The 26,714-nt window shown below is 46.6% G+C and carries 19 protein-coding genes; 5 read left to right on the top strand and 14 right to left on the bottom strand.

The window, feature by feature from the left end:
- The first annotated feature begins 64 nt into the window (after positions 1-64).
- The gene (pruA, locus tag BEL04_RS17125; RefSeq protein ID WP_066006003.1) at positions 65-1,702 is read left to right on the top strand and encodes an L-glutamate gamma-semialdehyde dehydrogenase; all 1,638 of its coding nucleotides are present in this window, start codon (positions 65-67) and stop codon (positions 1,700-1,702) included.
- Between the two features lie 331 nt (positions 1,703-2,033).
- Here the strand turns inward: pruA and can are convergent, their stop codons facing one another.
- Positions 2,034-2,699, bottom strand: coding sequence for a carbonate dehydratase (can, locus tag BEL04_RS17120; protein ID WP_066006002.1), 666 nt, complete (start codon positions 2,697-2,699; stop codon positions 2,034-2,036).
- Between the two features lie 141 nt (positions 2,700-2,840).
- On the opposite strand from can, the gene BEL04_RS17115 reads away from it, so the two are divergent.
- Entirely contained in the window at positions 2,841-4,382 is a 1,542-nt protein-coding gene (locus tag BEL04_RS17115; RefSeq protein ID WP_066006001.1) for an acyl-CoA carboxylase subunit beta, read from the top strand.
- A gap of 110 nt (positions 4,383-4,492) precedes the next feature.
- The gene (locus tag BEL04_RS17110) at positions 4,493-4,918 is read left to right on the top strand and encodes an endonuclease domain-containing protein (protein WP_066006000.1); all 426 of its coding nucleotides are present in this window, start codon (positions 4,493-4,495) and stop codon (positions 4,916-4,918) included.
- A 138-nt stretch (positions 4,919-5,056) separates the two neighbouring features.
- Here BEL04_RS17110 and BEL04_RS17105 read toward each other — a convergent pair whose 3' ends face one another.
- Together BEL04_RS17105 and rlmH are read right to left on the bottom strand one after the other, a co-directional pair.
- The gene (locus BEL04_RS17105; protein ID WP_066005999.1) at positions 5,057-6,001 is read right to left on the bottom strand and encodes a cation diffusion facilitator family transporter; all 945 of its coding nucleotides are present in this window, start codon (positions 5,999-6,001) and stop codon (positions 5,057-5,059) included.
- Between the two features lie 52 nt (positions 6,002-6,053).
- Positions 6,054-6,527 carry a 23S rRNA (pseudouridine(1915)-N(3))-methyltransferase RlmH gene (gene rlmH, locus BEL04_RS17100; protein ID WP_066005998.1) on the bottom strand — a complete coding sequence of 158 codons (474 nt, stop codon included), beginning with the start codon at positions 6,525-6,527 and terminating at the stop codon, positions 6,054-6,056.
- 64 nt (positions 6,528-6,591) lie between these two features.
- Here rlmH and BEL04_RS17095 point away from each other — a divergent pair, with 64 nt between their 5' ends.
- The gene (locus BEL04_RS17095; protein ID WP_066005997.1) at positions 6,592-8,409 is read left to right on the top strand and encodes a hypothetical protein; all 1,818 of its coding nucleotides are present in this window, start codon (positions 6,592-6,594) and stop codon (positions 8,407-8,409) included.
- On the opposite strand, the gene BEL04_RS17090 is transcribed toward BEL04_RS17095, so the two are convergent.
- The 5 genes from BEL04_RS17090 to BEL04_RS17070 all read right to left on the bottom strand — a co-directional run bounded on the left by BEL04_RS17090 (position 8,406) and on the right by BEL04_RS17070 (position 14,077).
- Entirely contained in the window at positions 8,406-10,931 is a 2,526-nt protein-coding gene (locus BEL04_RS17090) for a PKD domain-containing protein (protein ID WP_066005996.1), read from the bottom strand. The two genes, BEL04_RS17095 and BEL04_RS17090, sit on opposite strands and share 4 nt — an antisense overlap.
- Positions 10,932-11,074: 143 nt before the next feature.
- Positions 11,075-12,079, bottom strand: coding sequence for a recombinase RecA (recA, locus tag BEL04_RS17085; protein ID WP_066005995.1), 1,005 nt, complete (start codon positions 12,077-12,079; stop codon positions 11,075-11,077).
- A 107-nt stretch (positions 12,080-12,186) separates the two neighbouring features.
- Positions 12,187-12,948: an endonuclease III gene (gene nth / locus BEL04_RS17080; RefSeq protein ID WP_066005994.1), complete on the bottom strand. Its 762-nt coding sequence runs from the start codon at positions 12,946-12,948 to the stop codon at positions 12,187-12,189.
- A 39-nt stretch (positions 12,949-12,987) separates the two neighbouring features.
- Complete coding sequence (locus BEL04_RS24420) at positions 12,988-13,137, bottom strand: hypothetical protein (protein WP_175404102.1); 150 nt, start codon at positions 13,135-13,137, stop codon at positions 12,988-12,990.
- A 355-nt stretch (positions 13,138-13,492) separates the two neighbouring features.
- Positions 13,493-14,077 (bottom strand): RNA polymerase sigma factor, encoded by a 585-nt coding sequence (locus tag BEL04_RS17070; RefSeq protein ID WP_066005992.1) that lies wholly within the window; start codon positions 14,075-14,077, stop codon positions 13,493-13,495.
- A gap of 245 nt (positions 14,078-14,322) precedes the next feature.
- Between BEL04_RS17070 and uvrA the strand changes: the two genes are divergently transcribed.
- Entirely contained in the window at positions 14,323-17,136 is a 2,814-nt protein-coding gene (gene uvrA, locus BEL04_RS17065; protein ID WP_066005991.1) for an excinuclease ABC subunit UvrA, read from the top strand.
- Between the two features lie 75 nt (positions 17,137-17,211).
- On the opposite strand, the gene BEL04_RS17060 is transcribed toward uvrA, so the two are convergent.
- The 6 genes from BEL04_RS17060 to BEL04_RS17035 all read right to left on the bottom strand — a co-directional run bounded on the left by BEL04_RS17060 (position 17,212) and on the right by BEL04_RS17035 (position 26,605).
- Positions 17,212-18,459 (bottom strand): oligogalacturonate lyase family protein, encoded by a 1,248-nt coding sequence (locus BEL04_RS17060; protein ID WP_066005990.1) that lies wholly within the window; start codon positions 18,457-18,459, stop codon positions 17,212-17,214.
- 97 nt (positions 18,460-18,556) lie between these two features.
- Positions 18,557-19,324 carry a polysaccharide deacetylase family protein gene (locus BEL04_RS17055; RefSeq protein WP_066006254.1) on the bottom strand — a complete coding sequence of 256 codons (768 nt, stop codon included), beginning with the start codon at positions 19,322-19,324 and terminating at the stop codon, positions 18,557-18,559.
- A 168-nt stretch (positions 19,325-19,492) separates the two neighbouring features.
- Positions 19,493-20,848 carry a rhamnogalacturonan acetylesterase gene (locus BEL04_RS17050; RefSeq protein WP_066005989.1) on the bottom strand — a complete coding sequence of 452 codons (1,356 nt, stop codon included), beginning with the start codon at positions 20,846-20,848 and terminating at the stop codon, positions 19,493-19,495.
- A 190-nt stretch (positions 20,849-21,038) separates the two neighbouring features.
- The gene (locus BEL04_RS17045) at positions 21,039-22,307 is read right to left on the bottom strand and encodes a glycoside hydrolase family 28 protein (RefSeq protein WP_066005988.1); all 1,269 of its coding nucleotides are present in this window, start codon (positions 22,305-22,307) and stop codon (positions 21,039-21,041) included.
- Positions 22,308-22,470: 163 nt separating this feature from the next.
- Positions 22,471-24,441: an alpha-L-arabinofuranosidase C-terminal domain-containing protein gene (locus BEL04_RS17040; RefSeq protein WP_066005987.1), complete on the bottom strand. Its 1,971-nt coding sequence runs from the start codon at positions 24,439-24,441 to the stop codon at positions 22,471-22,473.
- A 46-nt stretch (positions 24,442-24,487) separates the two neighbouring features.
- On the bottom strand, positions 24,488-26,605 hold the full coding sequence (locus BEL04_RS17035; protein ID WP_083227969.1) for a glycosyl hydrolase: 2,118 nt from the start codon (positions 26,603-26,605) through the stop codon (positions 24,488-24,490).
- Positions 26,606-26,714 lie beyond the last annotated feature (109 nt).

The following is a 26,714-nucleotide window of genomic DNA, read 5'->3' as shown; positions in this document are numbered from 1 at the left end:
TGTATCGGCACATTCGCACATCCGGTAAAACCTTATCTTTGCGCCATAGTTTAACTGACTAAATATGACCAAAGGATTTTTTAACACCCCCGTACCACAAAACGAGCCGGTATTAAACTACGGCCCGCGCAGCGTGGAGCGCGCCGCGCTTAAAGCCGCATTGGCCGACGGCCGTTCAAAAGTTACCGATATACCCATGTACATCGGCGACAAGCTGGTGCGCACCGGCAAAAAAGCCGAGATCCGCCCGCCGCATGATCACCAGCATTTACTGGCTACCTATCACGAAGGCGATGCGAGCCATGTACATGCTGCCATCGATGCTGCCCTGGCTGCCAAAGCTGCCTGGGAAAACCTGCCCTGGGAAGAGCGTGCCGCGATATTTCTGAAAGCTGCCGAATTACTGTCGGGCCCGTACCGCGCCAAAATAAACGCAGCTACCATGCTGGGCCAGGGCAAAAACGCTTACCAGGCCGAAATTGACGCCGCCTGCGAGATGGTCGATTTCCTGCGTTTCAACGTGGCTTACATGAGCGAAATTTACGCGCAGCAACCACCTGTATCGCCAAAAGGTATCTGGAACAGGGTTGAGCACCGTCCGCTGGAAGGGTTTGTGTTTGCCATAACGCCTTTCAACTTTACCGCTATAGCCGGTAACCTGCCAACCTCGGCCGCCATGATGGGCAACGTGGTGGTTTGGAAGCCTGCACCAACCCAGATCTATGCTGCCAATGTGCTGATGGAAACTTTCTTAGAAGCAGGCGTACCTCCGGGTGTCATCAACCTCATCTATGTTGATGGCCCGATGGCCGGCGATATCATCTTTAACCACCCCGATTTTGCGGGCATCCATTTCACCGGCTCCACCGGCGTGTTCCAAAACATCTGGCAAACTATCGGTACCAATATCCATAAATTTAAAACCTACCCGCGTATCGTTGGCGAAACCGGCGGTAAAGACTTTGTACTGGCGCACAACAGCGCCAATATTGATGTGCTCACCGCCGCCCTGATCCGTGGTGCGTTTGAATACCAGGGGCAAAAATGCTCTGCGGCATCGCGCGCATACCTGCCAAAATCGATTTGGCCTAAATTGAAAGAACAGTTTTTAGCAGAGCTGGCCACCATTAAAGTTGGCCCGCCCGAAGATTTTGAGAATTTTGTTAACGCGGTTATCGACGAGCGCTCGTTCAACAAGATCACCAAATACATCGATAACGCTAAAAAGGATAAATCGGTCGAGATCATCGCCGGCGGAACTTATGATAAAACCAAGGGCTGGTTTATTGATCCAACTGTTATCGTAACTACCGACCCGTACTATGTAACCATGTGCGAAGAGTTGTTTGGTCCCGTGCTGACGGTTTATATCTATGATGATCAAGATTTTGATGAGATCTTAACCATCATCGATAAAACTTCCATCTACGCCTTAACCGGGTGTATCATTGCACAGGACAGGTATGCTGTTGCTCAAGCTACGCACGCTTTACGCAATGCTGCCGGTAATTTTTATGTGAACGATAAACCAACAGGCGCCGTAGTTGGCCAGCAGCCATTTGGTGGCGCGCGCGGCTCAGGTACTAATGATAAGGCTGGCTCGATGATCAACCTGCTGCGCTGGGTTTCGCCGCGGACGATCAAAGAAACTTTCGACCCGCCGAAAAGCTATCGTTATCCGTTTTTGGATAAGGAGTTGTAAGGGCGGTACTTCTCCGGGCGTCATTGCGAGGCACGTAGCAATTTCTATACTATACAGGTCCGATTGTAAACATCGATTATCCTATGCAGAGATTGCCACGCTACCGCTCGCAATGACGCTTTTTATTTACCATGCCCGCGAGGGATAGCAGCGCCTGCCTGCCGGCAGACAGGGATACCGGCCATGGGTTAATGCCTGCGCAGTATGAGCGGAAAGCCCGGCCGCAGGCAACGCCCTAAGCGATATTTCTATTTGTTCTTAAAAATTGACTTTTCAAATTAAAAAAAATCATATCTCCAGACACACGCTTTTGCAACCTTAATCAAACACCTTACTTGATCTTAAATACCGCGTCAACATTGCTGTTATTGCTGAAGCTCACTTTCAGGTCTTTAATAAAACCTGTGTTTAAAGTGTAAACCCAACCGTGCACATGCAGGTTTTTGCCATTCTTCCAGGCTTTTTGTACAATCGACGTAGCCGTTAAATTGTTAACATTCTCTATCACGTTCAGCTCAACCAGGCGGTCGGCTTTCTGCTTTTCGTCGGTTATAGCGTCCAGTTCGACCGCGTGCAAGCGGTAAACATCCTTAATGTGGCGCAGCCAGTTGTCAACAATACCGTTTTCTACATTGCCCAGGGCAGCAATAACACCGCCACAGCCATAGTGCCCGCAAACTATAACATGCTGCACTTCCAAAATATTAACGGCATAATCCAGCACCGACAGCATATTCATATCCGAGTGCACCACCATATTGGCAATATTGCGGTGCACAAACACTTCGCCCGGCTTGGTATGTGTTATCTGGTTGGCGGGCACACGGCTATCTGCACAGCCTATCCATAAAACAGGTGGTTTTTGGCCCTTGGCAAGCGTTTCAAAATATAATGGGTCTTTTTCGAGTGTTTCTTTAACAAAGGCGCGGTTACCCGCTAACAGTTGTTCGTAAAGAGAAAGTTCTGACGAAGGGGCATCATCTTTTATTGCGCACATAGGGTAAGTTAATTATGATAAAACCATTATAGCCGCAAATTTAGATAATATAAGCAATAATTTATTAGGCGCCGCTACTAATGACAGAATTAGTATATAATTCATATTTTTAACCCACTAACAAATTATAAAACCTACGTTGTGGATAAAAAACTGGATACCCTAAGGCAAAAACAAGAACAGGCATATTTAGGCGGCGGTAAGCACCGCATCGAAAGTCAGCATAAAAAAGGCAAATTAACGGCGCGCGAGCGTTTACATTTTTTATTGGACGAAGGCTCTTTCCAGGAAATCGGGATGCTGGTATCGCACCGGTCGACCGATTTTGGCATGGAGAAAGAAAAATATCCGGGCGATGGCGTGGTTACCGGTTATGGCACCATTAACGGCAAGCTGGTATATGTTTTTTCGCAGGATTTTACAGTCTTTGGGGGCTCACTATCCGAAACCCATGCCGAAAAGATCTGCAAGATTATGGATCTGGCCATGAAGAACGGAGCACCGGTTGTAGGTTTGAACGACTCGGGCGGTGCCCGTATACAGGAGGGGGTAGTATCCTTGGGCGGCTACGCCGATATCTTTTACCGCAATACCATGGCAAGCGGCGTCATCCCGCAAATATCGGCCATTATGGGGCCCTGCGCCGGTGGGGCGGTGTATTCGCCCGCCATTACCGATTTTATTTTGATGGTGGAGCATACCTCGTATATGTTTGTTACCGGGCCCAACGTGGTAAAAACCGTTACCCACGAGATCGTAACCAGCGAAGAACTTGGCGGTGCGCAAACCCATGCCAGCAAATCGGGCGTGACGCATTTTGCCTGCGCCAACGAGATTGCAGCCATTCGGCACATCAAAAAACTGTTGAGCTATATCCCGCAAAATTGCGAGGAAAAGGCGCCGATACTGCCTTACGAAGCTGGTGACGAAAAACGCGCAAAACTGAACGACATTTTGCCCGAAAATGTATCGCAGCCTTACGATATCCGCGAAGTGATCGACGAGGTGATTGACGATGGCTCATTCCTTGAAGTACATAAAGACTATGCCGAAAATATCGTAGTTGGCTTTGCGCGATTGGCAGGCCGCAGCATTGGTATCGTAGCCAACCAGCCGGCATTTTTAGCCGGTGTGCTGGATATCAACTCATCCAAAAAAGGGGCGAGGTTTATCCGCTTCTGCGATTGTTTTAACATCCCCTTATTAGTGTTTGAAGACGTACCGGGCTTTTTGCCGGGCACCGACCAGGAGTGGAACGCCATCATTACCAACGGGGCCAAATTGCTATATGCTTTTAGCGAAGCTACCGTTCCGCGTGTTACGGTAATTACCCGTAAAGCCTACGGTGGCGCTTACGATGTGATGAACTCCAAACACATCGGGGCCGATATGAACTACGCCTGGCCAAGTGCCGAGATAGCTGTGATGGGCGCCAAAGGCGCTGCCGAAATTATCTTTAAGCGCGAGATCACCAGCGCACCCGACCCGGAAGCCAAATGGAAAGAGATGGAGCAGCAATATGCCGATATCTTTGCCAACCCATACCGCGCTGCCGAGCGCGGCTTTATCGACGAGGTGATCGAACCGGCCGATACCCGCGCTAAACTGATACAGGCGTTTAAAATGCTCGAAAATAAAGTAGTAAATAACCCGAGGAAGAAGCACGGGAATATTCCTTTGTAAAGTCGAAATTAAAAAGTCAAAGAAGCAAAGGACATGTGCGATTCCCTCCCTTGGGAGGGTGTAGGGAGGGGTTTCTAAGATATACAGGTGAAAAACCATTCATAAACAAAATGGCTAAAATTATCCCGTACAATCCCGAACTGAAAGCACTTGCACGTAAACTTCGTAAGGATATGACCTTTGGTGAAGTATTACTCTGGAATGAATTGAAATCGGATAAGTTATGGGGTTTTGACTTTGACCGCCAAAGATGTATCGATAACTATATCGTAGATTTTTACTGTAAAGAGTTGATGTTGGCTATCGAGATAGACGGAATGTCTCATAATAATGAGAAGGCATTTATAAAAGACGAAAAAAGACAATTAAAGCTGGAGAGTTTAGGCGTAAGGTTTATCCGCTTTAGCGAAGCCGAAGTTAAATATGATCTGATAAATGTACTCCGGACATTGGGAGATACAGTTTTATCAATAGTTAGAAAGGAATCGGATATTAAATTACCGAAGGGGTTTGATCGTACTTTGTTGAATACATAGTTTAACCCCTCCCTGCCACGTCACGGCCCATCACACCCCTCCCCATGGGAGGGAATTGAAAAAGAAGCGCTGGCCTGTGCGATTCCTTCCTTGGGGAAGGTGTAGGAAGGGGTTTATGAAAGCGATAAGCGTTTTGAATTAACAGTCCACCTGTTCGCATTTAACACTGCTCAGCTCCGGCTCAAAGGTACTGTGGGTTATTTCAAGATGCTCTAATCGGTGGCGCAGGTCGTGCTTCATATTATCGAAGGTCGAAATGTGGTCCTGGTCGATAACCAAATGCGCGGTCAATGCGTTTTCGGTAGTGCTTAAGGCCCAAACGTGCATGTGGTGCACATCGGTAACGCCTTTTACTTTCATCAGTTCGGCTTTGATCTTTTCGAGGTTCATTTCCTTTGGTACGCCGTCCATAGCCAGGCGCAGGCTATCCTGCAGCAGGCTCCAGGTGCCTTTTAAGATCACTACGGCGATGATCAAACTCACTACGCTGTCTATCCAGTATAAATGCGTAAAGTAGATAATAACACCCGATATAACCACACCGAATGATACAATGGCGTCTACCGCCATGTGAATGTAAGCGCCTTTTACGTTCAGGTCTTTTTTTCCATCCTTATCGCGGGTAAAAAGCCATGCTGTTAAAGCGTTAACGCCAATGCCGACAAAAGCTACCCAGGCAATAGTATCGCCCGCAATGCTTGGAGCAGGGTTGATAAAACGCATCACGGCTTCATATATAATAAAACCGATACCCACTATCAGTACAAAAGCGTTCAACAGGGAAACAATAATGGTTGAGCTTTTATAACCGTAAGTATATTGTTTGTTCGAGGCAACTCTGGTAAGCTTAAATGCCAGCAGCGCCAGCGCCAAAGCAGCCACATCGCTCAGGTTGTGGCCGGCATCGGTTAGCAGCGATAACGAATGGGTTACAATACCTGTTATCACCTCGATGATGACAAAGGCTGAGTTTAAAATGATGCCGATAACGAACGCCGTATTGATATGATCGATCTTCGGTGCATGATCGTGATGATGATGGCCGTGGCCATGGTGGTGATGGTGGCTGTGGTCGTGTCCCATAGTGCAAAGATAACGCTAAAAGCGTTAAAGCCGTATTAATTGTGTATCAATGTTATTGATGATGGTAGGGCTCGCCTTTTAAAATAGTGAAGGCGCGGTAAACCTGCTCTACAAAAAACAGGCGCACCATCTGATGCGAAAACGTCATCCGCGAAAGCGAAAGCTTATCGTTGGCGCGTTTGTAAACGCTATCATCAAAGCCGTAGGGCCCGCCGATAATAAACACCAAATTCTGCACCGAGCCGATCATCTTTTTATTGAGCATCACCGAAAACTGTACCGAGGTCATTTCTGCGCCTTGCTCATCCAGCAAGATAAGGTGATCGGTAGTTGCGGTATTTTTAAAGATAAGCTCGGCTTCTTTAGCTTTTTGCTGTTCCTGGCTCAGGGCCTTGGTGTTTTTTAATTCAGGGACTTCGACTATCTCAAACTTAATATAATGCTTTAACCTCGACAGGTATTTGCCGATGCCATCTTTTAAATAGCTGTCTTCGGTTTTGCCGATAGCGAGGAGCGTGATCTTCATTATTAAAACAAAAGAACGAATATATGCCGATAAAGCGATCAATTTTCGATTAATTTGCTTTGAAATGAACGACGATATCCTACAAAATTATGCCCTTGCCAAAGCGTCGGCTCAAAGCGAAGCAGATAGGTTTAAAAGGCTTGTCAATATTTACTCGTTTATCAGGCTGGGCGTATTTCTGCTGTTTTTAATGTTTATTGTTTTTGCAGTTAAACAGGAAAGCTACCTGATTTTCGCAGTATCCTTTGTTGTTCTTGGCGGGAGTTTCGCCTGGCTGGTACAACGGCAGAGTGTTTTCGAAGCTCAGCGCGAATACTTTGAAAACCTGAAAAGAGTAAACGAAAATGAAATCGATAGTATCCTGAATCGCGGCAACCTCTACGATAACGGCGCCGCTTTCGCAGATGAAAAACATTATTACACTTCCGATCTGGATATCTTCGGTCAAGCTTCACTTTTTCAGTTAATTAACCGCTGCGCTACAGCAGATGGCAACAGTAAACTGGCAGACTGGCTAAGCTCGGCGGCTGATAAAGAAGCGATACTGCAACGCCAGCAGGCAGTAAAAGAGTTATCCGGCAAATCATCCTGGAAAACAGATTTCCAGGCGGCAGTACTTTTTGCGATGAAGCAGGATAAAGATCAGATCAGGCAGCTGTCATCCTATCTGCGCCTGCCCATCGATATGCCGGGCGAAAAATGGCTCGTTGTTTATTGTAAGATTGCGCCTTTTTTATTGGTATTGCTAATGATCGCCGGATATTTTTATTCGCCTTTCGATAAAGCTGCTATAGGGTTGGGGTTGATTAATATCGGATTGGTATCTTCAAGGGGTAAATACATCAAAAAAACCGATACGATAGCCGGTAAGATAGGTAGGGTGCTGGGTATGTACGCCGATATCTTCGCGAAAATTGAAGATGGACAATGGCAATCGAAATATCTTATTGACCTTGCCGGTACAATTAAAAGCGAACAGTTGGGGAGCACCTCGGTACAGATCAAACAACTGTCGCGATTGATCGAAAAGCTTAATTATCATCTCAATATTATCATCGGCATTTTTTTGAATGTGTTTTTTCTGTGGGATATCCGCCAGATCATTGCAATCGAAAAATGGAAACACAGCAACAGGCAAAACCTGGAGCAGGCTTTTGGGGTGTTGGCCGAAATTGAGGCTTTATTAAGTTTGAGTAGCCTGGCCATCAATTATCCGGATTGGTGCTATCCGGAAATTGCCGATGGCGACGGTTATACCTTATCTGCGCAAAGCATAGCACACCCGTTGATCAATAGCAAAAATCGTGTCGATAATGATTTTGAACTGAATAATGAGCTGAAGATCGATATCATCACCGGCTCGAACATGGCCGGCAAAAGTACTTTCTTGCGTACCCTGGGCATCAATACTGTACTGGCGTTGTGCGGTGCACCCGTTTGTGCACGAAGCATGAACGTATCGGTAATGACCATTATCAGCTATATGCGTATTAAAGATTCGCTCAACGAAAGTACCTCAACATTTAAAGCCGAGCTTGATCGTTTGCAGATGCTGCTTGCGGCTGTCGACGGTCATGAAAAGGTTTATTTTTTGATCGATGAGATGCTGCGCGGCACTAATTCTGTCGACAAATACAAGGGCTCAAAAGCCATGATCGAACAACTGATCAGCAAAAAGGGCGTAGGGCTTGTAGCTACCCACGATCTGCAGATTGCCCAACTGGAGCAAAAATACCCGGAGTACGTTCGTAATTTTTACTTCGATATCCAGGTGATTGACGGCGAAATGCTGTTTGACTATAAGATCAAACATGGCGAGTGTAAAACCTTTAATGCGTCATTACTGCTCAGGCAAATAGGTATTGATGTTGATGCGGTTTAACGCAGCACGGTAACGTAACCCGATTCTTTTAGCGCATCATCATTCAAACTCACCGCGTCGATCACGTAATAATAGGTACCGATCGGTACCGGGTGCCCCTGGTAAGTACCTGGCCAGGCATTGCTTAGGTCATAACCATCAAAAATTTTGACACCCAGCCGGTTAAATATACTGATGTGATAGGTTTTGAGGCTCGTTATCTTCACATTGAAAACATCATTTATACCATCCCCGTTCGGCGTAAAAGTATTCGGGATGAAGATCACCACCTGGTAGCGCAAAATCAATTTCCCTTTGCTCACATTATTGCTGCATTGCCCCTGGCTGGTAGCCGTAAGCGTAACGGTAAAATCGCCTTTTGTGCTGTAGGTATGTACAGGGTTCACTGCTGTTGATGTGCTGCCATCGCCAAAGTTCCATAAATAACTATCGGCCAATGCTGAGGTATTGGTAAAGGCTACTGATGTAGGTACGGGTAAGTTGGAAGGTATTACCGGGGTGGCCGTAAATGAGGCTACCGGTATCGGGATGATCTGCGACGGATCGACCACGATGGATCCCGCATCGCTGGAGCATGGCCCTGCGGTAACCACCAGGTTGTAAGTGCCGGCAGCGGCTGCCGTTGCCGGAATTTTAGCTATAGCCGATGTAGAAGTAAACCCATTCGGCCCGGTCCACAAGTAGCTGTCGGCAATTGATGTAGTACTTAATTTAATGGTGTCGCCAACGCAATACTTACCGATGGGGTTTATCACTGGTACCGCCGGTTTTAAAGGATAAAATATGGTTTTTGAAAGTACGGTAATGCAGCCTTTATCGCCTGTAGCGGTCAAGGTAATAGTTTTTTGCCCGTAGGTACTGTACGTGATATCCTGCGTATTGGGGCCTGTTGATACAGCTGCGTTGGCTCCCGACCCGTAATCCCATTGCAGGCTTGTATAATCGGTACTGTTGTTGGTGATGGTAAAACTGGCCTGAGGGGTACATTGGTTATTGGCGGTAACAGTAAAATCAACCACCGGTTTTTTGCCGATGGTTACCAGGTTTACTGATGCTACATCGCTCGTACAGCCATATTGGGTAACGGTTAAGGTATACGCCCCGGCCATATTATATGATGTGAGCGCCAGTTTTATGGTAGGATCAGTGCTCGAAAAACCGTTCGGCCCCGTCCACTGATAGGTATATCCCACCTGTGTTGGTGTGCTCAGGGTTAAGGTATCGAGCAGGCAATAGCCGGTGCGGGTAGTATCTATTTGCGGTTTAGGCGGTGTTACGCCTACAATAAAAGTCGTGTCGGCCACAACAGTGCAGCCCTGTCCGCCTTTGGCTAACAGCACCGGGGTTTTGTAACCCGGGTTGGCATAGGTAACCATAAACGGCCCGTCGCCTGTTGCAGTAGCGGGGGTGGCACCTTCTCCAAAACTCCACTGCAGATTGGTATAATTGCTCGATTGATTAGTGAAAGTGAACACCTGCCCGGCAGTACATGGCGTGCCGCCAACTACATTAAATGCTGCTTTCGGGCCCTCAAACTCGCCGGTGCCCCCAAAGTCAATGGTGAAGCCGTTGTTGCCGTTAGAGAAATTATTGATTAGCAGGGCATATACGTGTCCCTGTATCATATCTACCGGGGCATCAAACCCATTGATGTTTATTCCGCAGCCGGGGGGCTCGCTGTTTTTTGTTTCGCCTGTCCTTAGCCCGGTTTTATAATAAATAGGATCGGGTGCTACGCAATCAACGCCCCGGCTGGCATCACAGCGGATGGCATTTGTTGCATTTAGGGGGAGTGTGCCCCCCGGGCCAAGGTCATACAAAACCCAATCGATGTCGTCGGCAAGTGGGGCAACAACTGTTGGAGTGATGGTAAAAGTCAGGCTCCCGTTGTTGGCGGCGGTCCATTTGTACCATGCTGCGTTTGCTTCAATCGAGCCACCGCCGCCCACATCGAGGCACGTGCCTGCCGATTCGCGGTTATTGACGCCCGCGCCTGTAACCCCGGTTTGGGTGAAACTTGCTTTATTGCATAAAATGGATGCAGTGCTGTAATCCTGCCCGGCCTGTAAAATGGGGTTATAGTTATTGATGCAGAGTTTAAATGTGCCTGTGCTCCCGGTGCGCCCGTACACTCTGAAATAGTAGGTTTGGCCTATGGTAAGCGCTCCTTTATAATAAGTTGTTGTGGTTGTGCCGTTAGCTGCCGAGCCTATAGCTGCCGTATACGTTGGCGATACCGATGAATACAAGTCGATGCCGGGTGAGTTTAGAGGGGTGGCTCCGTTGCCGGTAACAGTAATGCTCACATCAAAAGCTATAGCTGTAAACTTAAACCATACATCCTTATCGCCGGCAGTCAGGCTTGCCGTGGCGTTCACATTGGTATATGCGCCATCGGCCGAGCAGGCCGATGTAAGGCTGGTCAGGGTAATGGCATTTGCGGCCTCATCGTTAGCTGGTGCCTGCGCGAATGCCGTTATCGCGGTAATGGTGAGCAGTAAAGAAAGTATAAATGTTCTCAATACGCAGGCAAATGTTAGTCTTTCAATATAACGTCCAAAACACAAATTTATGTTTTAGAACGGTAGCATATATGTGTGAAAAACAAAAAAACCTCCCCGCGACATTCAGGGAGGTTTCTAATTATTTTGTTATATCAAAATTATTACTTTTCCAGGGCTTCGCCGGTCACTACTTCTTTTATCCGGGCCTCCAGCTCTTCGGCTAACTCCGGGTTATCCAAAATCAATTGCTTAACCGCATCGCGGCCCTGGCCCAAACGGGTTTCGCCATAACTAAACCAGGAACCCGATTTTTTGATGATCTCATATTCGACACCTAAGTCAATGATCTCACCCGATTTGGAGATACCTTCGCCAAACATGATATCAAACTCGGCTATCCTGAACGGAGGAGCAACCTTATTTTTAACGATCTTCACTTTTACGCGGTTACCCGATACCTCGTCGGTATCTTTAATCTGCGATATGCGGCGGATATCCAGGCGTACCGAAGCATAAAATTTTAATGCGTTACCACCGGTGGTAGTTTCGGGATTGCCGAACATTACACCGATCTTATCGCGCAGCTGGTTGATAAAGATACAGCAGCAGCCGGTTTTTGAAATAGTACCGGTTAGTTTGCGCAAGGCCTGCGACATTAAACGGGCCTGTAAACCCATTTTTGAGTCGCCCATTTCGCCTTCGATCTCACCTTTTGGCACCAAAGCCGCTACCGAGTCGATCACGATAATGTCGATCGCTCCCGAGCGGATCAGGTTATCGGCAATCTCCAAAGCCTGTTCGCCGTTATCGGGCTGCGATATCAGCAGGTTCTCCACATCCACACCTAATTTCTGGGCGTAGTATTTATCAAAAGCATGCTCCGCATCGATGAAGGCAGCAATGCCACCTTTTTTCTGTGCTTCGGCAATGGCGTGGATGGCCAGGGTTGTTTTACCCGAAGATTCCGGGCCGTAAACCTCGATCACCCGGCCTTTTGGCAAACCGCCAACTCCTAAAGCGATATCCAAACCTAACGAACCTGTCGAAATAACTTCTATTGGTTCAATAGCGGTATCACCCAATTTCATAATGGTACCTTTGCCGTATGATTTTTCAAGCTTATCCAACGTAAGCTGTAATGCCTTTAATTTTTCTGCGCTGCTCATTCTTAAATATTATTGAGAAACAAATATACTAATATTTTTAGAATAACTAATTTTTTTAGTATTTATTTTATTTGGAAAAGTAAACATAACGAAGCTGCGTGCAATCATCAAATATCTTTATCCACACTGCGTTTTTTAAGCTCTTTGCTGATTGTATCGAGCTTTTGTTTTTTCTTTTTCTGATCGGCTTTCTTTTTTTCGGCGGCTTCGGCCTTTTGCAGATAACCCTCGGTATGTGTTTGTTCGTAATATTTACAAAACCAGGTTAAGGGGCAAACGTCGCACTTTGGGCTGCGTGCCACACAGATATAGCGGCCGTGCAGAATGAGCCAATGATGCGCGATGCCTATTACCTCCTGCGGCAGGTATTTTACCAGTTGCTTTTCGACAGCCAAAGGGGTAGTAGCTTTGGTGGTGAGCCCGATACGGTTGGATACCCTGAATACGTGCGTGTCCACAGCCATCGCCGGCGCATCATAAATAACCGATGCAATAACGTTAGCGGTTTTGCGGCCAACCCCGGGCATTTTTTGCAGGTCGTTGACTTCCGAAGGTACTTCGCCATGAAAAACCTCTACCAACATTTTAGCCATCCCGACCAAATGTTTGGCTTTATTGTTAGGATAGCTCACACTGCGGATATAGGTAAATACTTCGTCGGACGATGACCCGGCTAACGATTCGGGCGTGGGGTAACGTTCAAAAAGTGCAGGGGTAACCTGGTTGATGCGTTTATCGGTACATTGTGCGGATAGGATAACCGCAATCAATAGCTGAAAAGGGTTACCGTAATGCAACTCGGTAACAGGTTTAGGCTGATGTTTCGAAAAATATTCGACGAAATGCTGATAACGTTCGGCTTTGAGCATGCGCAAATATAACAAGGTAATTAATTTACCCCATTATAATCAGCCTGCGTAGTTTCGCGAATAGTGAAGAATGTTATCTATGGTTTCTGATTTTGGCTTCATCTGTATCTGCTGCAGATCAGCACGTATCGAGTTGTAGAACAACATTTCATCGGTCCCAACGTTTTCTATGGCTTCAGCATCCTTCATGTCGTTATCGATTTCAGGTGAATTTAAATCTTTTGTAAACAGTTCTATCATACGCTTCGCAGTTAAATTATGATATCTTAACGCAAGCTTATTTAAATTATTTTACAAAAACATATTTTTTTTCATCTAAATTTCATCTTGGTATTGTATATGCAGTGCTGCAGGTAAGAAAATGTGCCCGGGAGTAAAAGAAACGATATTCATGAAACGGAGAAAATTTCATTTAGGTATAACGCTATATGAAATAATTATGAAAAAAAGATGAAATTGATTTGCAAAACAAATCCCCGTAAGGTACGTTTCTATGGCAACATACCTTACGGGGACACAATGGGTGAACCGTATATCGGGGGTATTAATTTTTTAACGCAAGTTCTTTATTTTGCATCATTTTACGCAGGTTATTTAAGGCATAACGCATGCGGCCAAGCGCGGTATTGATACTCACTTCGGTAATATCAGCAATCTCTTTAAAGCTCATATCACCATAGTGGCGCATAATCAATACCTCTTTCTGCTCAGCAGGCAAAAGCTGGATCAATGCCTTCAAGTCCTTGTAGGTTTGTTCACGCACCAGGCGGTCCTCAATGCTTTCGTCGTAACGGCCCAACACTTCAAAAATGTCGAAGTCGTCGCCGTTGCTGATAACCGGGGTACGTTTCTCTTTACGGAAATGATCGATCACCAGGTTATGCGCGATGCGGATAACCCAGGGTAAAAATTTACCTTCCTCGTTGTACCGGCCAGCCTTCAGGGTGTTGATCACTTTGATGAACGCGTCCTGAAAAATATCTTCGGCAAGATATTCGTCTTTAACAAGCAGGTAAATGGAGGTGTAAATTTTTGACTGGTAACGGCGGATGAGTTCTTTCAAACCTGCCTCGTTACCTGCAACATACAGATGGATCAGATCCTGGTCACTCTTCGATTGAAAATCCATAGAAATACAACTTTAAGTACTAATTGATATACGATTATTATTTAAGTAGAGTTGCTTCTATAGTGACTTTTGTTTTAATTAATGGTTTAACAGATTCAAATGAAATAATAATTTGACACAAAACAAAAAATAAAATTGATAATTCGGGTTTATCCGGACGATTAAAGCTATATTTTTGTGCCGCTATATAAATTTAAGAATTATATTTTCTTAGAAGGAAAATCCACCAAATTTTTTACAAACGGATGAAGAACGAAACTACGATAGATTCGCAGAAAAATATACTGATCAAAGGGGCCAGGGTGCACAACCTCAAAAACATGGATGTGGCTATTCCCAAAAATAAGCTGGTAGTAATTACGGGCATGTCGGGCTCGGGTAAATCCTCGCTGGCTTTTGATACCCTGTACGCCGAAGGGCAGCGGCGTTACGTGGAAAGCCTGTCATCCTACGCCCGGCAGTTTTTAGGCAGGATGAATAAACCTGAGGTGGATTATATCAAAGGTATTGCACCGGCCATCGCCATCGAGCAAAAGGTCATCACCTCCAACCCGCGCTCAACTGTGGGTACCTCTACCGAGATATACGATTATCTGAAATTGCTTTACAGCCGTATCGGCAAAACCATTTCGCCGGTGTCGGGCCAGGTGGTAAAAAAGGATACCGTTACCGATGTGGTGAACTTTTTCAGCAGCCTGCCCGATGAAACTACCGTTACTATCCTCTGCCCGCTGCACCCGCATAATAACCGCAGCGTAAAAGAAGAGTTGGCAGTTTTGATGCAGAAAGGTTTTGTGCGTGTAGAATACTTAGGTTCGATTTCGCGGATAGAAGACTTATTGGAAGATAGTTCGGTCGGCAATGATTCGATGGGCAGCGGCCAGATCCGCATTGTTGTGGATCGTATCAATAAAAACAACGAAGACGAAACCATCAGCCGTGCAGCCGACTCGGTACAAACTGCTTTTTTCGAAGGCAAAGGCGATTGCTTTGTGCGATACAACAACAAAGAAGGCGAGCAGGAACGTTTCTTCTGCGACAGATTTGAACTGGACGGCCTGCGTTTTGAAGAACCTACGCCCAACTTCTTCAGTTTTAATAACCCTTACGGCGCCTGCAAGCGTTGTGAGGGCTACGGTAAGATCATCGGTATTGACGAGGACCTGGTTATCCCCGATAAAAGCAAAACCATTTACGAGGGTGCGATAGCCCCATGGCGCGGCGAAAAAATGCGCGAATGGAACGATCAACTGGTGAAAACCGCTATTCAGTTCGATTTTCCGATACATCGAGCCTATAATCAACTGACAGAAAAGCAGCAACAATTGCTGTGGACAGGTAATAAGTACTTCCGCGGGCTGGATGAGTTTTTTAAAGAGCTTGAAGAGCAGACCTATAAGATACAATACCGGGTTATCCTGTCGCGTTACCGGGGTAAAACCAATTGCCCCGATTGCAAGGGCAGCCGCCTGCGACCGGATGCTGCTTATGTAAAGATCGACGGTAAATCCATTACCGATATTGTGCTGATGCCGCTCGACAAAGCTTTTGAGTTTTTTCACGACCTAAAGCTTGATAAGCATGATGAGACCATCGCTAAACGTCTGCTGGTAGAGATCATTAACCGCCTCGGATTTTTAAACGATGTAGGGTTAGGATATCTGACCTTAAACCGTTTATCGAATACCTTGTCGGGCGGTGAATCACAGCGTATCAATCTGGCAACCTCGCTGGGCAGTAGTTTGGTAGGGTCGATCTATGTATTGGATGAGCCGAGCATCGGCCTGCACCCGCGCGACACGCAAAAGCTCATCAAAGTACTAAAATCCTTACGGGATGTGGGCAATACCGTGATCATCGTAGAGCACGAGGAAGAAATTATGCAGGCGGCCGATTACCTCATCGATATCGGCCCCGAGGCCGGTACCCATGGCGGCGAATTGATATTTGAAGGTACCTACGAGGAAATACTGCAAGATGCACATAGCCTAACCGGTAAATACCTGAGCAGGAGAGAAGAGATCACCATCCCGGCGCACCGCCGCAAATGGAACGACTTTATCGAAATAAAAGGCGCCCGCGAAAATAACCTTAAAAACGTGACCGCCAAATTCCCGATAGGGGTTCTTACTGTAGTAACCGGCGTGTCGGGCTCTGGTAAAACCAGCCTGGTGAAACGTATTTTAGCTCCTGCATTGCAAAAAGCCTTAGGCAGCTACACCGGCGAGCAAACCGGTAGTTACGATGGTATCGACGGTGATTACCGCAAAATTGAGCAGGTTGAGCTGGTGGATCAAAACCCCATCGGCCGCTCCTCGCGCTCAAACCCGGTAACCTACGTAAAGGCTTGGGACGAAATACGCAACCTGTATGCTGCTCAGCCTGCCGCAAAAGGCACAGGCCTGAAGCCATCGGCATTTTCATTCAATGTTGAAGGCGGCCGTTGCGATACCTGCCAGGGCGAAGGCGAAGTGAAGATAGAAATGCAGTTTATGGCCGATATCTTTTTGACCTGCGATACCTGCGGCGGCAAGCGCTTTAAGCAACACGTGCTCGATGTTACTTATAATGAAAAAAATGTTGATGATGTGCTGAATATGACTATCGACGAGGCTTTGGTATTTTTCGCCAAAGAGCCGAAGATCATTGCCAAAATTAAGCCTTTGGTGGATGTTGGTTTGGGTTATGTCCATTTAGGGCAATCGTCCAACACCTTATCAGGCGGCGAAGCGCAGCGTATCAAGCTGGCATCTTTCCTGGTTAAAGGTAATAACGCGCATAAAACCTTATTTATATTTGATGAGCCTACAACAGGGCTGCATTTTCATGATATTAAAAAACTGTTGAAATCGTTCGATGCGCTGATCGATCATGGCAATACCATTATCGTAATAGAACACAATATGGACGTTATTAAATGTGCCGACTGGGTAATTGACATTGGCCCCGAAGGCGGTAACAACGGCGGCCAGGTAGTGTTTGAAGGCGTGCCGGAAGATTTAATCAAGGAGAAGAACTCTTATACAGGGAAGTATTTGAAGGAGCGCTTCGCTAAGTAATGTGCGAATGTGCAAATGACTAATCATTTTAAAGTCATTTGCACATCTGCACATTTTCTGATTTGCACATCAAAATCAGTGCTTCGCTATCTCCACAGCATACACCTGCTCGTTATCTACCCCTTCAAAATTAGCACGGAAGATGATCCATTTTTCATCGGGCGAAAAGTGTACGTTGGGCTCCAGTTTATAGTGGTGGTTTTTCATGTTCACCAGTTTTTCTGATTTAAAACGATCGCCATTAGGTTTAAACAGGTAGATCCATTCGCCATCGGGAGCTTTGGCTACCTGGCCAGGGTCGCCGCCATCGCCGCAAAAAGTTTGCTCGTCTTTGCTCACGTTAAAATGTATCGACCATTCGTTGCGCTCCATCTCGTAAATACGGTCCTCTTTGCCGGTCTTCATATCAAAAGCAGCTAAAAAGAAAGTTTTGCCTTTAGGCTTTTGCAGGTCGAACCACTCGTGCTGGCCGCCGATGCCGAAAAATTCATGCCCGGCTATCTCGTTGGGCATGGTGCGTACGTGCATCAGGGTATTTTTTAGGGTTTTGATGTTGATGTTCCAGATGCGGTCGTTCTTTTCCCAGGGGCCTTCGTGGCAGTACGACAAAATATCCGGGTCGACAGGCGAGAACAGCAGGTGGTTGGTCCACTCGTTTTCGCGGTGAATTTCTTTCAATTCTCCGGTTTTAACGTTGAGAGTATAAAGGGTATGTTCAATGTGGGCATCATATATCCGGTTAAAAAACTGGCTCTTTTCAGGGTATTGTTTCAGTATCTCGCGTTCCTGGTCGCCGGTAGCCTTAACGCAAGCCAGGTAAGTGCCATCAGCATTAACCGTACCTACACGGCCTTTAAAGCTCGGGTCGAAAGCATAAATGAACCTGTTTTTACCTGTGATGGCGTTTACGGCCCAGACACTATCGCCACTTTGGTAAAAAGCATCGTGTGTTTTAGGGCAAACCATTTCGCCGGCTATGTGCGGGTGGTGGGTAAGCTGTTTAACTTCCAGCGTTTTCAGGTTGACGGTGAAGAGTTGATTACCCATCTCTTTGGTAGTGCTTCCCGAAAACACCATCAGGTCGCCTTGTTTTTCGCCGCGGGGCACAAAGCAATAATTGTTAAAATAAAAGCTGCCATTGGTAGTGCCCGGCCTGCGTACCAGGCGAATAACCTTGTGACCGGTGTCTTTATCGATCCATTCGTCGGGCATGGCTTTGCCGCCGGTTTCCAATACCGGGATTTGCTGCCCGTTTGCCACAAGCGCGGCGGTCATTTGCAGTCCGCATAAACTGGTGATGACAATTTTTTTGAGACTTTTCATTTTTGTGAGGTTAATATAAAATTGGTTATTGTTAGTCCGGAAGTCGGAAAGACCGAAAGTCCGGAATTAATTAATTGAGCATTCGTTTTTAATTAGCTCATCTTTCGGACTTCCGGTCTTTCGGACTTTCCGACCCAACATCGATATACTGCTTCAGATCACGCATGGCGATCACCCTGTAATGATTATCCTTTAAAAATTTGAGGTATTGCTCAAATAATCCGGGCGGGGTATTTACCCAGGGATGCGCTTCGTCGGGCACACCGTGCATGGTTAGCACCACGATCTTACCGTGATTAGCTTTGGATAAGATATCGTAAACATCTTTGCTGTTATCGGCTGTCGTTGTCAGGCCGGGCATCAAAAGCGGGTTATCCGTAAGCGGATCATACGGCCGGTTCAAACCTTGCCTGGCAAATACATACCCTGCTGCTTTTAAAACCGGCAAAGCCTTCGGGCCCACATCATAGCCCGGGTAAGCAAAACTGACAGGTTTGGGTATATGGTATTGTGCGCATTTGCTTTCGATATACTTTAACTCGCTGGCAAAATGCAGGCTATCCATTTTGTTAACATGCGTATGATTTTGGGTATGATTGCCGATCTCGAAGCCCATTTTATTCAGTGCGGCGATCTGCTCCCAACTCAGGTATTTACTTTTATCGCTAAACGGCGGATTGGTAAACTCGCACACAAAAAACGTCGCACCAAAACCATACTTTTTAAGCAATGGTGCTACTACGGTATACTGCGTAACAATAGCGTCGTCAAAGGTAAGTACCACTAATTTATCGGGTATTGGTTTGTGTAATACCTGGGCGTTGGTGAGTAGCGGTAGCAACAAAAGCAGTAATATTTTTTTCATCTGTTCATCCTTTATCTCCATCACGTCATTGCGAGGGACGAAGCAATCTCTATGCTATGCAGAGCGGCTCTGTAAGTCGTGGATTGCTTCGTACCTCGCAATGACGCTTTAATTATCCTTTCATTTATGCCTTATTTAACTCACAACTCGCAACCATCAACTCACAACTCAATTCCCATCCGGTTTAGCAAACATGGCCGCCTTTAATACCGGGCTTGGCGAGCTAAGCGGCAGGCTAAATATATTCGGGTCATCCGGGTGCGATGGGTCGAACTTTGGCGCATCGATCAGGTATTTTTCCAATCCCAAATGGTTTGAGCGTATACCCTCGATCACACATTTGGCTATCTCGTAAGCGCCGTAGCTGTTAAAGTGCGTATTATCGGCCAACGGTTTATTGCCCTGCCCCGGCCAGGTATTGGCAGCGTAGTGTACAAAAGCCTTAGTTGAGGCCTCTTTACCTAAAGCATTGTAAAAATCGGCTGTCATGGCGTTAACGTCTATCAGTGCTACGCTTTCATCCTGTGCAACTTTGCGTGCCGCCGCGGGGAAATCGCCCAGTGTGTTTACCACTTTGCCGGTAGTATCGCTAAAAGCGCGGCGGCTGGTTGATGTTACCACGACGGGTATTATGCCTTTGGCTTTGGCCTGTTCGATAAAATATTTAAAGCTTTCGGTGTAGGCTTTCCAGGCACCGGTGTTAGGGCCACGCTCTTTCTGGTCATTGTGGCCAAACTCGACAAACAGATAGTCGCCGGGTTTGGCGGTACTGAATACTTTATCCAAACGGCGCGAGCCTTTAAAACTGGCCAGTGTTAAACCCGATTCGGCATGGTCGGCAATGGCAACGCCGGGTTTAAAAAAGCGCGGGATCATTTGCCCCCAACTTGCCCAGGGTTCATCGTCCTGATCGACAACGGTGCTGTTGCCGGCAAGGTAAACGGTTATTTGGTCGTCGGTTTTGGTTATTTCAACTGCCGATACTGCTGGGTGGGAATTATTAAACTCAAGGGTCAATTTATCATCCCAATCCAGTTTTGTTAGTTCTCTGTCCTTTAAGCCAACCTTAGTGCCACCATCAATTTGCGGTTTGCGGATATTAACGACGAATGTTTTGGTGACAAACTCGCCGGGTTTGGTTTCTACTTTCTCCAGCATTAAGCGGCGCGACTCTGCCCTTACCGTAGTAACTGTAGCTTGTTTGGCATCGCCCAAAGTAACGGTTACTTTATAATTTCCTTCGGGTACATCCACCGAAAAATAAAAGGGTTTGCTGCCGGTAAGATTGCTCGCTTTAAGCGGATCCTTGCCGCCGTTATCCACAGCTTCGGCGGGATACCCAAAATCGATACCATACCCCTGATCTTTGGTATAGACAGTTGCCGGTGTTACCGATGTATAGCCTTCTTTAATTTTCTTTCCCGAGCCAAACTCGAATTTAAAGTCGGTTTTTTGTGCCGATGCCGTGCCTGTGATGGCCAGCGCTGTCAGTAATGCCGTTGATAATTTGTTGAGTTTATTCATGGTTGTTTCTTTTCTTCTTCCATCACGTCATTGCGAGGCACTAAGCAATCTCTATGCTATACAGGTCCGGTTATAAGCATCGAGTGTCCTATGTAGAGATTATGAATGCTATAGTTTGTTTTTTATAGGTATTCATGAGCTTACTTCGTGCGGTTGTCTTCGTTACCGCTCGCAACAACGTTTTAATTAGTTATTCTTTTGGTATTCCATTAATTATTTTCTCACCTTCACTAACTTTCAAATCCAAACCCGCATAGTCCACATCTTTAACATCCGTCATCTTTAAACCGGTTTGGGCTTCTATCTTACAGTTGGTGAATTTTATATTGGTTATCGGGCTACCCTTTAACCCCCGCAGGCTGCCGCCGCTTTTGGCCGTGCCGCACACATTGATGAGTTCTACATCTTTCACAACCGGTAAAGGGTTTGATGGCGCAGCCAATACACCGTGCGAACTTGTCCAGTTCATATTCATTTCAAAAGCCTTAGTCACACCTTTCAGTTCAAAGTTTTTGAATACAATATGCTCAACCACACCGCCGCGGCTTTGCTGCGATTTAAATCTTACCGGAGCCCAGTTACCTGCTTCGGCAATGCAGTTGCTTACCAAAACATTTTTAATTCCGCCCGAAGTTTCGCTGCCCATCGCTACGCCGCCATGCCCGTAGCCAAAGCGGGTATTTTCGATGGTGATATCCTGGCAAAGCAAATTGGGTACAGCGTTGGTTTCGCGGCCGGCTTTGATCGAGATGCAATCATCATTTACATCTATATCACAATGACTTACCACTACCCGCGTGCATTGGTCGATATCTATCCCGTCGCTGCTGGGGATGTTGTGCTCCGCGGTTATGGTTAACCCGTTAACAACAACATCGGTACATTTAAACAGGTGCAGGCACCAAACGGCCTGGTTATGCAATTGCAAGCCAGATATGGTAAAGTTTTTGCAATGATCGAAGCAGATCAATCTTGGTTTGCCGGGTTTAGGTTTAGTTGTAATATTTCGATGAACGGCGATATAATCTTCGCCCGAGCCATCAATCATGCCCTCGCCATATACTTCGAAACCCGACAGGTTTTGCGCGTTGATAAACGCGGCAGTATACATCCTATCGACCCCTTCGAAGCTGCTTTGTATCTGCGGATAATCATCCGGATTGAGTGATCCTTTTAACACGCCTTTGGCGTCGATAAGCAGATCTGCACCCTTTTTTAAAAAGATGGACCCACTGATGAACGTACCTGCCGGGACTTCGACCACGCCACCGCCTTTTGCCGAGCACTCATCGATAGCTCTTTGTATCGAGATAGTGTTGATCGTTTTGCCATCGCCCGCGGCGCCAAAATTAGTTATCAGATAATGTTTTTTATTAGGATGTTGCTTTTGCACAAATACTGGGCGGCTGTACCCCTGTGTATCGGGTTTAAACTGCGCTATGGCGCTTATCCCTTGCAAAAGGAATGCGATTATTAGTATGGGTCTAAAACAGTTGGTCATTTATATTAACATTTGTCATTGCGAGGAAGAGCGCGTTGAAAACAGCGATGACGTGGCAATCTCATAGGACATGTCGCCGGCTTTCCTCAGAGATTGCTTCGTCCTTCGCAATAACATAGTTTTATAGTTTCGTTTCGTACGTTATCATATTAACCGAATGTGCCGCCAGTGTTACACTACGTCCGTTTATCGCTTTCTCAACCGGGTAAATCTTTTTAGGATCATCCAGCGTGTTGATATCCAATAAGTTTACCGATGTCAACTCTGTCCATTTACCTGTGCCGTTTATTTTACCTTTGATATCTAAACTAACCGGCATGGCTTTCGCCGATGTATTTACCAGTTTAATAATAACTGTATTGTTCTTTTTATCGATAGTAGCGCTGCTGTATAAACTATCCTTACCGGCAATTACATTACCATCGGCTAAAGCTGGTACTACCTGCGTGCCTTTATTGGCCGAAAACAACTGCTGCACATAATAATTAGGTGTGCCAACCGAGCGCAGGTTATCAAACCAGATCAGGTCAGGGCGCCATTGCCATGCATCTACGTGAGCCAGCAAAGGCGCATAGCTGGCCATTTGTACCACATCGGCATTACGCTCAAGGCCGGTCATGAAGGCGGCTTCGGCCAGGGCGCTTATCCAGCAGTTCATGGCTTCGGCTTCTTTGGCGTTTTTTGGTTCCTTAGCATGCGCGGCATATTCGCCGGCGAATATTTTGCTGCTGTTACGGTCGTAATTATCGTAGCGGGATGCATTTTGCATAAACCAATCGGGCGACTGGTAATAGTGCTCATCTAAAAAGTTGGCCTTTTGCGCGCGCAGTTCTTTTTGCAGGTAGTCGAACTTATCACCGCTTGGCGACGGGCCCGAACTGGTTACCAGTTTGATATTGGGGTATTTGGCAGCAAATGCTTTCGCGAAAAGCTTATACCTGTCCAGGTACTGCACATCCCACTGCTCGTTGCCGATGCCCATCATTTTTAGATTGAAAGGAGCGGGGTGGCCCATCGCGGCACGCAGCTTACCCCATTTAGTGGTAACTGCGCCGTTGGCGAACTCAACCAGGTCCAGGGCGTCCTGTATAAACGGATCGATCTGATCAAGCGGCGCAACTTCGGCGCTATTATATTGACAAGCCATACCGCAGTTTAAAATGGGCAACGGCTCGGCGCCGATATCTTCGGCCAGTTGGAAGTACTCAAAGAAACCCAGGCCGTAGCTCTGAAAATAGTCGGGAGCGGAGCGGTACGGGAACTCGATGTTCCAGCGGTTGATGATCAGTTCGCGCTCGTTCACGTCGCCAACGGTTTTTTTCCATTGGTAACGGTTGGCCAGGTCGCGCCCCTCCACAATGCATCCACCGGGGAAGCGTACAAAGCCCGGGTGCAGGTCGGCCAGCTTTTGAGCCAGGTCGGCGCGCAGGCCGCCGGGGCGTTCCTTCCAGGTATGCTGCGGAAAAAGCGATACCATGTCGATATCCAGTACACCCTGTCCCTCAAATAAAATAGCAAACTGGCCCTTCGCGTCGGTAGCATTGGCTGTGAACGATGTTTTGTATTTATCCCATTTATCGGTAAAGCCCTGCAGGGCATTTTCGCCTAAAACGGTTTTACCATCGGCGCTTAATAATTGTACTTTGATCTTTACATTTCCTTCGCTTTTACGGGCAAGGATGGAAAAATTGTATTGCTCATCTTTTTTGATGCCCATTCCACGAAAACCCTCATTGGTCAAACCGTAATAACCGGTATTTCCTTTTACTGTAATGCGTGCAAAACGCGGGTTATTAACATTTTCGTTACCGCGATTAATAATCAACACGCTGCCCGAGCCACCATTACCACGCACTTCTTTCCAGCCCATCATAGGTTTTAGAAACTCGAACGAGCGGTTTTTCACCAATTCGGCATACAGGCCGCCATCGGCCGAAAAGTTAATATCTTCGAAAAAGATGCCCCACATATTGGGCGATACATTAACTGTTGGCTTATCAGCCTGGATGGTAATAATTTTTGCCTGTTGTGCCCATGCCATCGCCGGAAGGCAAAACAGAGCCAATGCTGTAACTTGACGAATAATTTTCATTTTAAATGGTGTTTATAATTCATGTCAATATTACAATTATTTTTAGCTATTTCCTGACAACCACATAAAAGCGGGTTTCGTGTGATTTAAGTTTGAGCTGGAAGCTGGTGTACTCGCCCTGTTTAAAGGCCATCTCGTTGGTCATGTCGCCGGTCATGGCATCCCAGGCATATACAAAGCCATTTTGAGTGATAGTTGCCGTATTGGTCTGCTCTTCAGCGCCTTCGTTAAAAAAAAAATAAATATCGGCATCCTTGATTACGCGGTGTATGTATTTTATGGCCGGTGCGGGTTTGCGCAGCTTTACATCAAAATTGGTGATGTTGGCAAAATCTGTCGGGCCAACCTGCACACGGCACCACTTATAATTAGTAGGGCCGTGGGCAGCATCGTAGGCTTTTAAAAATGTGCCCTTAGTTAAAATGTCGGGCGTTTTATCCATAAAAATAACTTGTCCGCCGTCTTTGGCAAAAGCACGTATGCGATGGATGGCGACCTCGCTCATAACGGTTACTGCCGGAACAATCACGGTTTTATAGGTAGTTCCCGATGCTGTTTTAAACTCGCCTTTGGTCAGTTCGAGGTCGGTCTCCAAAGCCTGCTCGCTTACAAAATCAAAATCGTGCTGGGTATTTAGTAATTGCTCAGCCAGGGCTATTTCGCTTTTATCTGTTTTCGTATCCCCCATCCATAAGCTGCTTGTTGGCAGGTAAACGGCTACCTGAGTTGCCGGGCGACCGGCACTGAGCAGGTAGCAGGCACGATTGGTATACTTAACCAGGTCGGGGAAAGCCGGTTCCAGCATGTAGCTTTGCGCCCGGGGAGTACCGCTTGCGGCTGATGAACCCATGAACATCATTTCGAACAGGTTGATGCCACGCACCATCTGGTGATCCAGTATCCATTTGGCGTGTTCATCGTCGAGCTTAGGGCGATATGCCGCGAAACTTTCGCTCAATGCCCTTGGTTTGTTATAGATGTGTGATACCGAAGAGGCGAATTTTGGGAAGTTAGCGACCGTATCCCAGCCTATCTGGTGCCAGATCACGTCGACGCCGGGGATCTGGACATCTTTCATATCCTTAAAAAAGTCGCCGCCGCTGCGTACAAAAGGCTGCATATCATCGTCCTTATCCAGATGCACCATGTATTCCACACCGTTGGCTTTGCACCAGTCGCCCTGGGGTTTAAAAAAGTTCTCGCCAAACATATCCGACCATACATCGTAAAAATCAGCTCTGGCCTTGATTTGCTCTGGTGAAGGGTCTTTGATGAAGAAAGAAGCCAGGTAAGGTGTTATGTCGTAGCCTTTTTTTTGTTTGAATACCATCGGCAGATTGGGTGACCACGGTGTATACGAAAATGCGGGCTCATCGCCGCGGAAGCCTAAAATGGTTTTGCCAAACTCGCTGCCGATATACTTTTTATACTGTTCTTCGGTGTATGCCAAAAATTGTTTGGTAGCCTCGGGGTTAAGGTAATCTATCAGCGAAGCGGTGCCATCTTTACCTTTGGCAGGATTATTAGCCGAACGTGTAGGGGATGTTTTAAACTGATGCTGAACCACGGTAATATCCCAACTGCCGGCAGGTGAGGTAAAATGGAGTTTACCGTTATTTACGTCGATGCTTCTACTGGTTTTATCTGCTGTGTTTACCGCGATAGCACTTACCGCATCGGGCACTTCGCGATCAATGGTCTCGCCTGCATCGGCATGGATGCGTGCGGCGACGGTCAATGCCTGCATGCGCAATTCGGGGTGTTCCTCGCTAAACTTGCCCCCCGCAAAACCGCTGGGGTATTTGCCTTCGTCGATGATCCAGATATGCATACCGCGTTTTTTGGCTTCTTCGACGGCCACTTTTATGGACTGGAACCAGGCATCGCTCAGGTATTTACCAGCCATGTTATACCCTGCTTCGATGGTTACCGCACGGAAGCCGAAACTGTACAGTTTATCCAGGTCGCGGGCGATGACATCGCGCGTCATGTTGCCATCCCAGCCCCAGGTAACAGTGGAGCTATACTGCGATGGCGGGTTCATGAAATTTGCCTTTACCTCGGCCAGGGCAGGCATCGTTATTTTTTGCCAGTTACTTTGCGCCAGGGATTGCCGAATACAGAATACGCCAACAGTCAATAGTATTATTGATCGCAATGACATTTTTTAGGTTAATGGTTAGTTTGTTGCTTACAGAATGTTATCAGCAATAATTAAAAGTATAACAAGCATGGCTGATAATCATCCTGTGCTATCCTGAAAGCAGTATTAT

This window comes from Mucilaginibacter sp. PPCGB 2223 (assembly GCF_001705515.1).
GTDB lineage: Bacteria > Bacteroidota > Bacteroidia > Sphingobacteriales > Sphingobacteriaceae > Mucilaginibacter.
Note: the sequence above shows the minus strand (reverse complement) of the source record. Positions and strands in the feature narration are given on the sequence as shown.

Excerpts from the sequence above, each read along its gene's own strand:
- pruA (WP_066006003.1), top strand. The coding sequence starts at position 65 with ATGACCAAAGGATTTTTTAACACCCCCGTACCACAAAACGAGCCGGTA.
- can (WP_066006002.1), bottom strand. The coding sequence starts at position 2,699 with ATGTGCGCAATAAAAGATGATGCCCCTTCGTCAGAACTTTCTCTTTAC.
- BEL04_RS17110 (WP_066006000.1), top strand. The coding sequence starts at position 4,493 with ATGGCTAAAATTATCCCGTACAATCCCGAACTGAAAGCACTTGCACGT.
- BEL04_RS17105 (WP_066005999.1), bottom strand. The coding sequence starts at position 6,001 with ATGGGACACGACCACAGCCACCATCACCACCATGGCCACGGCCATCAT.
- rlmH (WP_066005998.1), bottom strand. The coding sequence starts at position 6,527 with ATGAAGATCACGCTCCTCGCTATCGGCAAAACCGAAGACAGCTATTTA.
- BEL04_RS17095 (WP_066005997.1), top strand. The coding sequence starts at position 6,592 with ATGAACGACGATATCCTACAAAATTATGCCCTTGCCAAAGCGTCGGCT.
- recA (WP_066005995.1), bottom strand. The coding sequence starts at position 12,079 with ATGAGCAGCGCAGAAAAATTAAAGGCATTACAGCTTACGTTGGATAAG.
- nth (WP_066005994.1), bottom strand. The coding sequence starts at position 12,948 with ATGCTCAAAGCCGAACGTTATCAGCATTTCGTCGAATATTTTTCGAAA.
- BEL04_RS24420 (WP_175404102.1), bottom strand. The coding sequence starts at position 13,137 with ATGAAGGATGCTGAAGCCATAGAAAACGTTGGGACCGATGAAATGTTG.
- BEL04_RS17070 (WP_066005992.1), bottom strand. The coding sequence starts at position 14,077 with ATGGATTTTCAATCGAAGAGTGACCAGGATCTGATCCATCTGTATGTT.
- uvrA (WP_066005991.1), top strand. The coding sequence starts at position 14,323 with ATGAAGAACGAAACTACGATAGATTCGCAGAAAAATATACTGATCAAA.
- BEL04_RS17060 (WP_066005990.1), bottom strand. The coding sequence starts at position 18,459 with ATGAAAAGTCTCAAAAAAATTGTCATCACCAGTTTATGCGGACTGCAA.
- BEL04_RS17055 (WP_066006254.1), bottom strand. The coding sequence starts at position 19,324 with ATGAAAAAAATATTACTGCTTTTGTTGCTACCGCTACTCACCAACGCC.
- BEL04_RS17050 (WP_066005989.1), bottom strand. The coding sequence starts at position 20,848 with ATGAATAAACTCAACAAATTATCAACGGCATTACTGACAGCGCTGGCC.
- BEL04_RS17040 (WP_066005987.1), bottom strand. The coding sequence starts at position 24,441 with ATGAAAATTATTCGTCAAGTTACAGCATTGGCTCTGTTTTGCCTTCCG.
- BEL04_RS17035 (WP_083227969.1), bottom strand. The coding sequence starts at position 26,605 with ATGTCATTGCGATCAATAATACTATTGACTGTTGGCGTATTCTGTATT.